15 protein-coding genes are annotated in these 13,474 nt (G+C 62.0%); 8 read left to right on the top strand and 7 right to left on the bottom strand.

The window, feature by feature from the left end; genetic code table 11:
* Positions 1–443: 443 nt before the first annotated feature.
* On the bottom strand, positions 444–1,721 hold the full coding sequence (ribB, locus tag ACSMXM_RS09345) for a 3,4-dihydroxy-2-butanone-4-phosphate synthase (RefSeq protein ID WP_460316395.1): 1,278 nt from the start codon (positions 1,719–1,721) through the stop codon (positions 444–446).
* Between the two features lie 122 nt (positions 1,722–1,843).
* Here ribB and cysD point away from each other — a divergent pair, with 122 nt between their 5' ends.
* From cysD to ACSMXM_RS09310, 7 genes are all read left to right on the top strand, one after another.
* Positions 1,844–2,746, top strand: coding sequence for a sulfate adenylyltransferase subunit CysD (gene cysD, locus ACSMXM_RS09340; RefSeq protein ID WP_460315681.1), 903 nt, complete (start codon positions 1,844–1,846; stop codon positions 2,744–2,746).
* Complete coding sequence (gene cysN, locus ACSMXM_RS09335) at positions 2,746–4,689, top strand: sulfate adenylyltransferase subunit CysN (RefSeq protein ID WP_460315680.1); 1,944 nt, start codon at positions 2,746–2,748, stop codon at positions 4,687–4,689. The genes cysD and cysN overlap by 1 nt, the downstream gene beginning before the upstream one ends.
* Positions 4,676–5,629 carry a DHH family phosphoesterase gene (locus ACSMXM_RS09330; RefSeq protein WP_460315679.1) on the top strand — a complete coding sequence of 318 codons (954 nt, stop codon included), beginning with the start codon at positions 4,676–4,678 and terminating at the stop codon, positions 5,627–5,629. The genes cysN and ACSMXM_RS09330 overlap by 14 nt, the downstream gene beginning before the upstream one ends.
* Before the next feature lie 72 nt (positions 5,630–5,701).
* Positions 5,702–6,451 (top strand): exonuclease domain-containing protein, encoded by a 750-nt coding sequence (locus ACSMXM_RS09325; RefSeq protein ID WP_460316392.1) that lies wholly within the window; start codon positions 5,702–5,704, stop codon positions 6,449–6,451.
* 46 nt (positions 6,452–6,497) lie between these two features.
* Entirely contained in the window at positions 6,498–7,898 is a 1,401-nt protein-coding gene (mgtE, locus tag ACSMXM_RS09320; protein WP_460315678.1) for a magnesium transporter, read from the top strand.
* Complete coding sequence (locus ACSMXM_RS09315) at positions 7,895–8,323, top strand: response regulator (protein WP_460315677.1); 429 nt, start codon at positions 7,895–7,897, stop codon at positions 8,321–8,323. Before mgtE ends, ACSMXM_RS09315 begins: the two co-directional genes overlap by 4 nt.
* A gap of 2 nt (positions 8,324–8,325) precedes the next feature.
* The gene (locus ACSMXM_RS09310; RefSeq protein WP_460315676.1) at positions 8,326–8,754 is read left to right on the top strand and encodes a DUF1489 family protein; all 429 of its coding nucleotides are present in this window, start codon (positions 8,326–8,328) and stop codon (positions 8,752–8,754) included.
* A gap of 37 nt (positions 8,755–8,791) precedes the next feature.
* Here the strand turns inward: ACSMXM_RS09310 and ACSMXM_RS09305 are convergent, their stop codons facing one another.
* A complete protein-coding gene (locus ACSMXM_RS09305; RefSeq protein WP_460315675.1) occupies positions 8,792–9,484 on the bottom strand; it encodes a head GIN domain-containing protein in 693 nt (230 codons plus the stop codon).
* 125 nt (positions 9,485–9,609) lie between these two features.
* On the opposite strand from ACSMXM_RS09305, the gene ACSMXM_RS09300 reads away from it, so the two are divergent.
* Complete coding sequence (locus ACSMXM_RS09300; protein WP_460315674.1) at positions 9,610–10,491, top strand: TraB/GumN family protein; 882 nt, start codon at positions 9,610–9,612, stop codon at positions 10,489–10,491.
* Here the strand turns inward: ACSMXM_RS09300 and ACSMXM_RS09295 are convergent.
* The 5 genes from ACSMXM_RS09295 to ACSMXM_RS09275 form a co-directional block, all read right to left on the bottom strand.
* Positions 10,485–11,315 (bottom strand): murein hydrolase activator EnvC family protein, encoded by an 831-nt coding sequence (locus tag ACSMXM_RS09295; protein ID WP_460315673.1) that lies wholly within the window; start codon positions 11,313–11,315, stop codon positions 10,485–10,487. The two genes, ACSMXM_RS09300 and ACSMXM_RS09295, sit on opposite strands and share 7 nt — an antisense overlap.
* Before the next feature lie 334 nt (positions 11,316–11,649).
* The gene (locus ACSMXM_RS09290) at positions 11,650–12,072 is read right to left on the bottom strand and encodes a 23S rRNA (pseudouridine(1915)-N(3))-methyltransferase RlmH (protein WP_460315672.1); all 423 of its coding nucleotides are present in this window, start codon (positions 12,070–12,072) and stop codon (positions 11,650–11,652) included.
* Between the two features lie 48 nt (positions 12,073–12,120).
* Complete coding sequence (gene rsfS / locus ACSMXM_RS09285; protein WP_460315671.1) at positions 12,121–12,498, bottom strand: ribosome silencing factor; 378 nt, start codon at positions 12,496–12,498, stop codon at positions 12,121–12,123.
* Positions 12,499–12,504: 6 nt separating this feature from the next.
* Entirely contained in the window at positions 12,505–13,110 is a 606-nt protein-coding gene (locus ACSMXM_RS09280; RefSeq protein ID WP_460315670.1) for a nicotinate-nucleotide adenylyltransferase, read from the bottom strand.
* A gap of 80 nt (positions 13,111–13,190) precedes the next feature.
* Positions 13,191–13,406, bottom strand: coding sequence for a DUF3072 domain-containing protein (locus tag ACSMXM_RS09275; RefSeq protein WP_460315669.1), 216 nt, complete (start codon positions 13,404–13,406; stop codon positions 13,191–13,193).
* Between the last annotated feature and the right edge of the window lie 68 nt (positions 13,407–13,474).

Below are 13,474 nucleotides of genomic sequence, written 5' to 3'. Positions count from 1 at the left end.
CTACTCTGGTTACCGCCCCGCAACACGGAAGACGGCTGGCGTCGATATGACGCCGGAAGGAGGGCGACTGCCTTTGGTCGACTTGAGAAGAGATCGCTGCAGGCCAATGAAACTAAGTTCGGCCCAGGCGCTGCAGCTTTCTTCAAACCAACAGGCAGGTCGCGCCAGGCCTTTGGTTATAGAAACCAAGAGTAGTAGAAATGTTGAGCTTCAGGGTTAAGCGCGCTTAACTATGATGGCAGGAATGAAGTAGATGGCAAAAACTAGTAAACGATAGTTTAATGCAAATAGGTTTTTCTAATTCCTATTAGTTTTCTACTTGGATAGGCATGTGACGCCATCTCAGCCTGCCGGATCACCGTTTTGGCGGAGATAGCGTCTTCATCTGTGGCTGGATGGTATCTGCTGACGGGCCACTGGGGCCGGGGCCGCGTTGGGAGAACTTAATCCTCTTCGGCGATGAGGCGCTCACCAACAATTTCTATGCCATATCCGTCCAGCCCGACGATATTCTTGTGACTCGTCGTCATCAGCGTCATTTCGCTGACGCCCAGATCTGCAAGTATCTGCGCGCCGATGCCGTAATCGCGAAGATCCTCGTCCCCTGACCCCTTTTCGCGCTTCGTCATGCTGGCCAGTCCTTGGGCGACGGCCGGCATCAGAACGACGATGATTGCCGAATTTTCCCCCGCCATCTGCTGCATTGACCGCTGCAATAGCCGTTTGCGGCTGCCTGGCAGGCCAAGCGTATCCGAATAGAGGCTGAGCGCGTGCATGCGTACCAAGGTGGGGCCGCCCCCGTGGACACGCCCCTTTTGCAGCACCAAATGCTGTGTGCCGTCCACGCGGTTCAGATAGGTCAGCAGACGCCAGTCACCGCCATAGTCAGAGGTGAAGTCTGCCTCTGCGATACAGTCGACCAGATGATCGTTGCGACGCCGGAACTCGATCAGGTCGCGGATGGTGCCTATTTTCAGGCGGTGTTCCCGCGCGAATTCCATCAGATCGTCCATGCGCGCCATGTCGCCGTCGGCCCTCATGATCTCGCAAATCACGCCCGAAGGGTTGAGGCCCGCCAGCCGCGAAATATCCACTGCTGCCTCTGTATGTCCGGCACGGACCAGCACGCCGCCCTCTCGCGCGATCAACGGGAAAACATGTCCGGGGGTAACGATGTCCTCAGCGGGATTCTGCGAGTTGATTGCGACGGAGATGGTGCGGGCGCGATCGGCAGCGGAAATGCCGGTGGTCACTCCTTCGGCCGCCTCGATCGACGTCGTGAACGCCGTTTCATGCCGCGTCCCATTGGCGCGCGCCATTAGCTGCAGCCCCATCGCCTCGGTCCGTTCCTTCGTCAGACTCAGGCAGATCAGCCCCTTGCCGTGCGTGGCCATGAAGTTGATCGCTTGCGGGGTAGCCATTTGCGCTGGGATCACGAGGTCGCCTTCATTTTCGCGATCCTCGTCATCGACGAGAATATACATCCGGCCGTTCCTGGCCTCTTCGATAATCTCCTCGATCGGCACCAGCGTGCTTGTTGCCGTGCCGGCGTCCAGGACGCGCTGCAGCTTCTTCAATGTGTCGCTGGTGGGGTTCCATTCCGGCGCGTTCATATCGCGCAGGGTGTTGGCATGCAGGCCGGCCGCGCGGGCAAGGCCTGATTTCGTCATGCGGCCGCTTGCGACGAGGTCGCGGGCGCGTTCTATCAGATCAGTATCCATTGCTGCCATGTGTCACATCGCAATAGGATCATCAATCGGAAATTATAACATCACAATGTGATTTAGCGGTAAAAAGCTTTTCCTGTTCGTCGGCCTGGACATAGCCTCCTAAGCGGCGCGGCATGACCAATCTAACCCACCTGGATCGGCTCGAGGCCGAAAGCATTCACATCATGCGAGAGGTTGCCGCGACCTGCGAGAAGCCGGTCATGCTATATTCGGTAGGCAAGGATTCCGCCGTCATGTTGCACCTGGCGATGAAGGCGTTTCATCCATCGCGCCCGCCATTTCCCCTGATGCACGTCGATACGGGTTGGAAGTTTCAGGAGATGATCCGCTTTCGCGATGCCGAGGCGGAACGCCTGGGCCTGGATCTGATCGTGTGGCAGAATCCCGAAAGGCTGCACGATGGGGTCGGTCCGTTCACCCACGGATCCGCCGTGCATACCGACGTGATGAAGACGCAGGCGCTGAAGCAGGCGCTCGATAAATATGGGTTCGATGCGGCGTTTGGCGGCGCCCGCCGCGATGAAGAAAAATCGCGGGCAAAGGAGCGTGTCTTTTCTTTCCGCTCTGCCCAGCATCGCTGGGATCCCAAGAATCAGCGGCCGGAATTGTGGAATATCTATAATACGCAGGTGGCGAAGCGAGAGAGCATGCGTGTCTTTCCGCTCTCCAACTGGACCGAGCTGGATATCTGGCAATATATCTACAAGGAAAACATCCCGCTGCCGTCGCTCTATCTGGCGGCAGAACGGCCAGTTGTGCGCCGTGACGGCACACTGATCATGGTCGACGATGATCGCATGCCGCTGGAGCCTGGAGAGGTTCCCGAGCACCGCATGGTGCGCTTTCGCACCCTCGGCTGCTATCCGCTGACCGGAGCGGTCGAAAGCGAGGCGGCGACGCTGCCGGAAGTCATTCAGGAAATGTTGCTGACCACCACGTCCGAACGGCAGGGCCGGGTCATCGATTCCGATGCCGGCGCCAGTATGGAAGATAAGAAGGCGGAGGGGTATTTCTGATGACGGATCGGGAGTCCTCATTCCGCCCTGATGCGCAGATCGCCGATGATATTCTCGGCTATCTCGATACGCATGAGAATAAGAGCCTGCTGCGGTTCCTGACCTGCGGCAGCGTGGATGACGGTAAATCGACGCTGATCGGCCGGCTGCTTTACGACACCAAGATGATCTACGAGGATCAGCTTGCGGCCGTCGAACGGGATTCGAAGCGTGTCGGCACAACGGGTGATGCGCCCGATCTGGCCCTGCTGGTCGATGGCCTGGCCGCGGAGCGTGAGCAGGGTATCACCATTGACGTTGCCTATCGCTTCTTCTCAACGGAGAAACGCAAGTTCATCGTCGCGGACACGCCCGGCCATGAACAATATACCCGCAATATGGCGACGGGGGCGTCGACCGCCGACGTCGCCGTCATACTGATCGACGCGCGTTATGGCATTCAGACACAGACGCGGCGCCATGCCTTTATCGCGTCCCTGCTGGGAATCCGCCATGTCGCGGTCGCGGTCAACAAGATGGACCTGGTCGACTGGTCCGAACAGCGGCTGCAGGAAATCGAATCCGGCTTTCGCGAATTTTCCGGCGATCTTGGCTTTGCGGATATCAGTTGCATCCCGATGAGCGCCCTGACCGGGGATAATGTATCGGAACCCAGCAGCCACATGTCGTGGTATCACGGCCCCTCGCTGCTGCATTATCTGGAGAGGGTCGACATATCCGAAGGCGGCGAGGATGCGCCCTTTCGCCTGCCCGTCCAGTGGGTAAACCGTCCGAACCTCGATTTTCGCGGTTTTTCGGGGACGGTCGCGTCCGGCAGCATCTCCCCGGGTGACGAGATCATCACCATTCCGTCGGGCAAGCGCAGCCGCGTGAAAGCGATTTCGACCTACGATGGAAATCTGGATCGGGCGGTCCGGCATCAGGCGATTACGCTCGTGCTGGAGGACGAAATCGATTCCAGCCGTGGCGACATTATCTGCGACAAGGACCATCCCGCCGAACAGTCGGATCAGTTCCAGGCAAAGCTGTTATGGATGTCGGAGCAGGCGATGCTACCGGGCAGGCAATATCGCCTGAAGACCGGCAACAAGGCAGTGGGGGCGTCGATCAGCGCCCTGAAGCATACCATAGACGTCAATGACTTCAGTGAGGCAGCGGCAAAGGTTCTGGGCCTGAACGAGGTGGGGGAGGTGAACCTCGCCCTGGCGCAGCCGATTGCGTTCGATCCCTATGCAGCCAATCGGCGTACCGGCAGCTTCATTCTGATAGACCGGCAAACGAATGAGACAGTGGGCGCGGGAATGCTGGACCACTCGTTGCGTCGTGCCGCGAATGTCGTCTGGCAGGATCTGCATGTGGGGCGCGAAGAGCGGGCAGCGCAGAAACTGCAGCGCCCCGCCGTGCTATGGTTTACCGGGCTTTCCGGCTCTGGAAAGTCCACCATCGCAAATCTTGTGGAAAAGCGACTCTATGATCTGGGTCGCCATACCTATGTTCTGGATGGTGACAATGTGCGCCATGGCCTGAACAAGGATCTGGGCTTTACCGACGCGGACCGGGTGGAAAATATCCGCCGCGTTTCGGAGGCGGCGAAGCTGATGGCGGACGCCGGCCTGATCGCTCTGGTGTCGTTCATTTCCCCCTTCCGGTCAGAGCGTCAGATCGCGCGCAGCATGATGGACGAGGGCGAGTTCATAGAGATTTACGTCGACACCCCGCTGGAGGTGGCGGAGGCGCGGGACGTAAAAGGTCTTTACGCCAAGGCGCGCGCAGGCGAGATCAAGAACTTCACCGGGATCGACAGCGCCTATGAGGCGCCGCTGAACCCGGAAATCAGCGTTAATACGGTGAAGATGTCGGCGGAGGATGCCGCGCAGATGATCGTCGATTATCTGGATGAAAAAGGATTGTTGGGGGGACCGGTTTTCCATGGCGGATTATGATGTTTTCAATGGCGATGCGGACGGCATCTGCGCGCTGGTTCAGCTGAGGCGGGCAGAGCCGCGCGATGCGACATTGGTGACGGGCGTCAAACGCGATGTCTCGTTGCTGCAGCGCGTGAAGGCGACGGCGGGTGACAGGATCACCGTTCTTGATGTCAGCATGCGCAACAATGTCGATGCGCTGCAGGACAATCTGCGCGCAGGTGCCGAAATCTTCTATGCCGATCATCATAATCCGGGGGAGGTGCCGGCGCACGAGCGGCTGACGGCCCTGATCGACACCGATGCAACAATGTGTACGTCGCTGATCGTCGACCGGCATTTGGGCGGCGCATATCATCTATGGGCCATCACCGCGGCCTTTGGCGATAGTCTGCCGCAAGTCGCCGCACGGCTGTGTGAAGAGGCGGGGTTGGGTGCGGACGAAACGGCACGGCTGGAGCGGCTGGGGACCCTGATCAATTATAATGGCTATGGTGCGCAGGTGGCCGACCTGCATTTCGCGCCGGATGCGCTCTACCTGAATTGCGCGCGGCACGATTCCCCCTTCGATTTCATGGCGGAGGAGCGCGATGTCTTCAGCGCGCTGGATCGGGGCTATGAAGACGACATGGCGCGCGCCGCCGACGGGCGCATCGTCGACGAAACGCCCCGCGGTCTGGTGCTGGAACTGCCGGACGAAGCGGCGTCGCGACGCGTATCGGGCGTTTACGGCAATGCGATCGCACAGGATCATCCGGAACGGGCCCACGCCATACTGACTGCCAAGGAAGGTGGTTATCTGGTCAGCGTCCGCGCGCCTGTCACCCGGCGCGAGGGGGCCGACCGGCTCTGCCTCGGTTTCGAAACGGGCGGCGGTCGCGCGGGTGCGGCGGGCATCAATCACCTGCCGCATGAAGAGCTGACACGCTTTGTCGACGCCTTCCGCGCAGCCTTCTAAACCCCGGTCCGACGGCGGTTTCAGCCTGCGGGAGCGATTGTGCAAACGGGTCTGGCGCCCCATGTCAGCCGCATGAGCGGCATCATCCGTACCGTCGACCTGGAAACCACAGGCTCTGCACCGCCTGCACACGGCGTCTGCGAAATCGGCTGGCAGGATTTGTGTCAGGATGCCGACGATGTCTGGCAGATCGACGGTACCGGCGGATCATTTCTGGTCGATCCGGAACGGCCCATTCCCGTTGTCACTCAAGCAGTGCATCATATTATCGACGCGGATGTCGCAGGCGCACCGCGCTGGACGGACGCCGCACCCGACGTGCTGCAGCGCGACGGTGGTTTCGTGGCGCTGGTCGCGCACCGGGCGAGTTTCGAGCAGAAATTCTGTACGCCGGCGCTGACCCGCAGCGCCGACTGGATCTGCACGTGGAAATGCGCGCTGCGCCTGTGGCCGGATGCGCCGGGATTTTCAAACCAGATGCTGCGCTATTGGCGGATGCCGGAGGGGCTGGTGCGGGAGCGGGGTCTGCCGGTGCACCGTGCCTTTCCGGATGCCTATGTCACCGCCCACCATGTCCGTGACATGCTGGCGATGGTCAGTGCGGAACAATTGATTGAATGGACCAAATTGCCCGGTCTGTTGCCGCGCATGCAATATGGCGACCATCGCGGCATGCCCTTTGGCGACCTGTCGACCGAAGTGCTGCGCAGCCTGCGGGGCGACCGTAACGAGGATGTTCGCTACACTGCGGGGGTTGAGCTGGAGCGCCGGGGAGAAGGGGAGCCGGTAAAGCCCCAGACCTGGCAGGGAAACCTGTTCTAGCGGCAACATCCTAGCGCCGCCCATAGGCTTCGCTATAAGCCGGTTCATGACCGCCACCCCCGAAACCGTGACCGATCCCGCCCGCCAGGACGCGCTCGAAGACGGTCAGCTGAAGGGCAGCTTCGTCGACAGCATCGGTGAAGCGCTGGAGGCCGGGGACGAGGCCTTGATCCAGGAGATGGTCGAGCCGCTCCATAATGCGGATATCGCCGACCTGATCGAGCAGATGCCACCTGCCGACCGTGCACCGCTGGCGGCCGCACTGGGCGATAAGCTTGACCCGGAAATCATCGCGGAAATGGACGAGACGGTTCGCGAGGACCTGATCGACCTGTTGTCGCATGAGCGCATGGCGGAGGTGCTGGGCGAACTCGACACCGATGATGCGGTCGCCATCGTCGAGGATCTGGACCATGAGGACCAGCGAGCGGTCCTGCGCGAAATGCAGCCGGACGATCGCGCCGCCATCGAGGAGGCGCTGGGCTATCCGGAGGAATCCGCCGGCCGCCTGATGCAGCGCGACCTGATCGCGGTGCCGGAACATTGGCGCGTCGGCGACGTGATCGATTATCTGCGCGGCGGCAGCGACGAGGATCTGCCAGAGGATTTCTATGAAGTCTTCGTAACCGACATGCGCCATCATCCGGTGGGGACCATCATGTTGTCGCGCGTTCTGCGTAGCCCACGCGACATGGGTGTCACCGACATAATGGAGGCGGAACAGACGCTGATCCCGGTCGAGATGGACCAGGAGGAGGTCGCGCTCCGCTTTCAGAAATATAACCTTGTTTCCGCCGCCGTCGTCGACGCGTCGGAGCGGTTGGTGGGGGTCATCACCGTTGACGATATCGTCGACATCGTGCGGCTGGAGGCGGATGAGGATTTCCGCAAGCTGAGCGGTGCAGAAGAGGGCGGCATTAACGAACGCACGCGCGATATCGTGCGGCAGCGGCTGCGTTGGCTGGTCATCAACCTGGGAACGGCGGCGCTCGCCAGCCTGATCATCGGCCTGTTCGCGGGCACCATCGAGGCCATGGTCGCCTTGGCGATCCTGATGCCGATTGTCGCCAGCCTGGGGGGCAATGCGGCAACCCAGACCATGGCGGTGACCGTGCGTGCACTGGCGACCGACGAACTGACCCAGGCGAATACGCGCCGTACCATCGTGAAGGAAATCCGCGTCGCCGTCATCAATGGTCTGGCCGTGGCCGCGCTGACCGGCATCGGCGCGTGGCTGTTCTTCTCCGACCCGGCGCTGGGCGGAGTGATTGCCGTTGCGATGCTGGGCAACATTATCCTCGCGGGATTGGCGGGGGTTCTGGTGCCGGTCACGCTCGACCGTATGGATATCGACCCGGCGATCAGTTCTTCGGTGTTCGTGACCATGACGACGGACGTGATGGGCTTTTTCCTGTTCCTGGGTCTTGCGAGCCTGCTGCTGCTGTGACGAAGAGTGTCCTGCTTGCCGATGACGAGCCGCTCGTGATCCGGCTGTTCGGCCTTGCCGTGCGTGCGGCGGGCTATGCGCCGTGTTTTGCCACCACGGGCGAGGAGGCTTTTGCGGCGGTCCTCGCAGACCCCCCGGCGCTGCTTGTTACGGACCTCAATATGCCGGATATGTCCGGAGATGCGCTGGCGGAGCGGGTTTTTGCGCAAGGACTGAAACGCTTCCCGATCATCCTGTTGACCGCTGACGAGGCGGTAGCGGCGAGGGCGGTGGACGAGCGCGGTATCATCGACGATGTGCTGCTGAAGAACGTCGGCTTCCAAGGCTTTCAGGAGCGGTTGGCCTATTGGATCGAAACGCCGTTCGGCGATTTGGCGCATCCTGCGTCCGCCGATCTCGGGGGCGTCTGGCAAGCCCCGGCCTGATCATGGACGACCTGCTGAACCTGACCAAGACGGCAGTCGGCGTGGCGAGCGTCGGCGCCCTGGAAACGCGCAATCGTGGTCGCACGCACGAATTCGAAGGACGTGCGGCCTGCTCCATCTATACGCGCTATCGTCCCAAGGATTATGAGCGATTGATCGGCGGTTCGCTTTACTGGATCATCAAGCACGTCATCACGGTGCGGCAGGAAATCCGCGGGTTCGAGCAGGCGACCTGGAAGGGTAAGCCCGGCTGGCGCATCTGGCTGGCACCAGACATGATCCCTGTCGCGCCGCGCCGCAAGCGCGCCCATCAGGGCTGGCGCTATCTGAAGCCGGAGGATGCCCCACCCGATTTGGGAGGAGGCGAGGCGGATCTGGGCGACATGCCGGTCAAGATGGCGCAGACCCTGTCGCGCCTTGGCCTGATCTAAAAGGTGGATCAGACCTATTTGATCGCCCACTGCGCCATTAATTGCAGCGGACGTCGCCGGAACCCAGGACGCGGGTCTCGCAATCGGCCCCGCCCGTGATCGAAATGTCGCCCGAGCCCATGATGTTCGCCTTCGCGGTGCGGCTGGCGGAGGCAAGGATGTCGCCCGACCCGGTAACCTTTGCAGCGAGATCGCGGCAGGCGAGATCCGCAGCCGAAATCTTGCCACTGCCCGTGACGGAATAATCGCCGCTGCGGCATTCGCCTGCGGCGCCGATGTCGCCCGATCCTGACGCGAAAAGAGCCAGATTCTCGCTACGTACAGCCCCGACCTTCAAATTCCCGGAACCGCTGAGCGCCAGCGAAACGTCGGTTCCCGTCATCTCGTCAACAATCACGTCGCCCGATCCGCTCAGCCGAGCCTTGCTGAGGCGTGGCACCGTTACCCGGACCTGCACCCGGTCGCCGCCATCTGACCAGCTGAACCATTTATCATCCTTGCGGCTGCGCAGCTTCAGCGTACCACTGGAAACGTCGACCTGCATCTTGTCGAGTTCGTTCTGCGGACCGGTTGCAACGACGCCCTGGGCGCGGCCGGTTACGACGTCGACATCGAAACTTCCGCCCACATCGACAGCCTCGAAATTGCCGATCATCCAGCTCTTCTCTGCGGCTGATGCTGGCATGGCGATACCGGCGACCAAAGCGCCTAGTGCGATCATCGTCCTCATAAACCCACCTCCATCTGTATTGGTGAAGTAATACAGTGTGTGAAATATTTGGTCAAGCCGGCTTCATGTCCCCGAAAGGGTTTACGCGGCACAAAGCAGCCGAGTTTTTTTAGGAGACTGCCTCTATGGCCCGGATTCTTGCCGTCCTTTCCGCCTGTCTGCTGGCGGCGTCCGCGAATGCGCAGACGTCGCCCATGTCCGACGCCGATCCCGCCCTGTTCAGGGTGGCGGATGACGATACGACGATCTGGCTGTTCGGCACGATCCACATGCTGGATGGCAAATCCAGCTGGTTCGACGAAGCCATACGCGACGCCTTCGATGAGTCGTCGGAACTGGTGCTGGAAACGGTCGAACCAGACGCGGCGACGTCTCAGCAGATCGTTCTTGAAAAGGCCATCGACCTGGAGGGGCCGACCTTGTCGGAAACCCTGCCGGCCACCACGATGGCCGCACTTACGGCGGAATTGTCGCGCGGCGGTATTCCGGTGGCGGCAGTGGAGCCGATGGACCCCTGGATGGCGGCGCTGACGCTGGTGCAGCTGCAATATCAGCGGCTGGGCTTGCGGCCGGAATCCGGCGCCGAGGAATTGCTGAAAAGGGCGGCGGCGGAAACGGGCAAGCCTGTCTCGGGGCTTGAGGATTTCGAGTGGCAACTGGATCTGTTCGATACCATGCCGGAGGGGGCGCAGATCGCCTTCCTGCAGGAAGGGATAGAGGAACTGGCCAATGCGGAGACGTTCATCGCCGAAATGGTAGCGGCCTGGAACGCAGGCGATATGAAGACGCTGAGCGGTCTGATGAACGAAGGGCTGCAGGCCAATCCCGACCTGCGCAGGCGCTTGCTCACCCAGCGCAATGCGAACTGGGCGGCATGGATTCAGGACCGGCTGGAAACGCCGGGAACGGTCTTCGTCGCCGTGGGGGCTGGCCATCTGGGCGGCGAGGACAGTGTGCAGGCGCAGCTAAAAACGCTGGGGATAGACACGGTTCGCGTGGATTATTGATCTGGTGAAGCTGCTGCCCTTCCGTCGGTTCCACCCCCCGCCTGGCGCCTGACATACAGCATCGGATCGACGGGCGTGCCGGCGCGTCGCAGTTCAACATATACCTCGCCATCATCGGCGGCGCGCCCGACAGGCGTTCCCCGCTCGACGCGCTGGCCCACGGCCACGCCGGTGCGTTGCAGACCGGAAAGAACGCTCAGCATTTGCCTCGGGTGCTCGATAATGACGATCTCGCCATATCCGCGAAAATCGCCCGCATAGGCAATTATGCCGGGGGCGGGCGAAGTTATGACGGCATTGGCGCGTGCCGCAACGCGGGTGCCCCTCTCCAGAACGCCGGCTTCGTTCGGCAAACCAAAGGCTCTGACAATCCGCCCCGTCGCCGGGGGACGATAGGCCAATTCGGCGATTTCCGCTGCGCTGGGACGATAGGAACGCAGCCGACGCCCGGGGCGGCGCGCCTCCCCCTCTCCAATGGCGGTCGTCAGACCCTGCAGGTCCACGGCGCGGGCGGCGAGCTCCCGCGTGCGTTGCCGTGCCGCGCGCGCCTCTGCGCCAATGTCCAACCCTTCCGCCCGCAGTGCCGCTTCCGCCCGGTCCAGTGCCGCAATGCGGGTGTCCAGCGTCTTCTTCACCTGCGCTAGTTCCTGGCGGCGGGCATCGGCGGCCTCGCGCAGTTTCCGGGTGCGGGTCAGTTGATCGTTCAGTTCACGCGTGCGCGCGGCGAGTTCGGGCCGCACGGCATCTATCAGGGCGGCAACTCTTGCCGTCTCCACCGCATCGCCCGGCGCCAGCAGTGCCGCTGCGGCGGGTCGGCGCGACATGCTCTGCAGGGCGGCAAGCAGGCGCGCAACCTCCGCCTGTTTTTCCGACAGGGCAGCCAGCTCGGTCTTGCGGCGGCGCTCCAGCAGCTCGATGCGACGCTCTATGCGGGTGGCGGCGCGTTCCGATGCCTGTACTTGAACGGCGAGATTCGTGCGACGCGCCCGCGCTTCTGCCGCTTCCGCTGCCTTGTCTTCGGCACGCCGGGTTAGCTCCCGCGCCTCCTCGTCCGCCTGCAGCGCGCGGCGCTCGGCCTGCTCCGCGTCCTGCGCCAGGGCGGGGTCGACGGCAAAGGCGGTCAGCAGGGCGATGAGGGAAAATGCTGCGCGGATGGCGCTATCCTTCGCGGTGATAGGGGTGGCCGGAAAGGATCATTTCGGCGCGGTAGAGCTGTTCGGCAAGCATCGCCCGCAACAAAAGATGCGGCCAGGTCGCACTGCCGAACGCAAGCAGCAGGTCCGCAGAGGCGCGCGTCCCCCGGTCGTGGCCGTCTGCGGCACCGATCAGGAACCTCGCCTCCCGCATTCCATCGTCTCGCCAGGTGCCGATGCGGGACGCCAACTCTGTCGATGACAGATCCTTGCCCCGCTCATCCAGAACAACGGTCACGAAGGGCGCGGGCGGCTCGGGAAACTTTCCGCCCGTCTCGGGAAGCTCGGTCAGGAGCAGCGGGGGGCGCACGCGCTTTGAATAGCGGGCGACCAGTTCGGCTTCCGCGCTACGGCCGATCTTTCCACGAGCGATGATGTGAAGGCGCATATAGTGTTCCTGCCCACGCCTTCTGGTCCTGCTGAGGTCGGGCGGCGGCTATTCTCCGATAGTACGTTCGCTGGGGCTCGCGCCATCAGGCGCTGCATCCATGCCCCACATCTTTTCCAGATTATAGAAGCTGCGAACCTCTGGCCGGAACAAGTGGACGACAATGTCGCCCGCATCGACCAATACCCAGTCGGCGGCGGGCAGCCCCTCTATGCGGACAGGATTGCCAGTGTCCTTCTTGATGCGTTCGGACAGTTTTTGCGCCATCGCCGCGACCTGCCGCGTAGAGCGGCCAGAGGCGATGATCATGTGATCGGCAATTTCCGATTTTCCAGCGAGCGGGATATCGACGATATCCTGCGCCTTGTCGTCATCCAGGCTGCTGAGGACGAGATCATGAAGGGCGTCGGAAGCGGCGTCGGGCAAGTCGGGTCAGTCCTTTTCGGTGGGAAGGTGGCGCGCCGCCCAATCGGGATCGGTCGCACGCAAGGCCGTGGCAGAGGTCGGATCGGTCGGGATATTCAGAAACACGATCGCGGGAAGGCTCCACTCGGTCCAGGTTTTGGCACGGGATTCGGATTTGACGAACCTCCGCAGCCAGCCCATCGCACGGGCGCGGCGGGCCGCCCCAAGATAGGCGGGGCGGGCCATTACCGCAATCGGCAGCGTGCGTGCCAGTGAACGCCAGTCGCGCCAGCGGTGCAGTTCGACCAGATTGTCGCTGCCGATCAGCCATATGAAGCGGTGCCGACGCCTGTACCTTTGGCGCAATGCCTTCGCCGTATCGACGGAATATCGTGTGCCCAGTTCCGTCTCCAGCGTGGTCACGCGGATGGGTGCCCCCCGTGCAATGCGGCGGGCGGAGGCATACCGCACGGACAAGGGCGCCATTTCCGCACGATTCTTCAGCGGGTTCTGCGGGCTGACCAGCCACCATATCTCATCCAGTTGCAGACGCTTCAGCGCCTGAAGGCTGATATGTCGGTGGCCGACATGCGCGGGGTTGAAGGACCCGCCGAGGATGCCGATTCGGCTCATGGTGCGGCCCTAGCACTGCTCGCGTGCAGCGTCATTCCCGCAGATGGTCGACGCTCACCGTGCCGGATCAGCGATCCTCTTCAGCTTCCGCGCCCGGTTTTCTCCTGCAGTTCGTCGATGCGCAGCGACGCGTCCGCCTTCGACAACGTGGCGTCGAATTCGACCCCCGCCTCTTCTGACAGGGTCTTCAGATAGCTTGCTTGTGCGCCGGTCATTTCCTCGTCGCCCGTGGTCCAGGTTTCCGGATCCTTTTCGGCATTCGACGTGGGGTGGGATTTCGGGTCTTCGTTTTCCATCGGTCTTCTCCTGGGTTCAGCCTGTGGCAAGAATGAAATTGTTCTTGAATTGTTCCGCCGCGCAGGAC

The organism is Pacificimonas sp. ICDLI1SI03, from assembly GCF_054740865.1.
The sequence above is the reverse complement of the archived record's forward strand: the minus strand, read 5'-3'. Positions and strand labels throughout refer to the sequence as shown.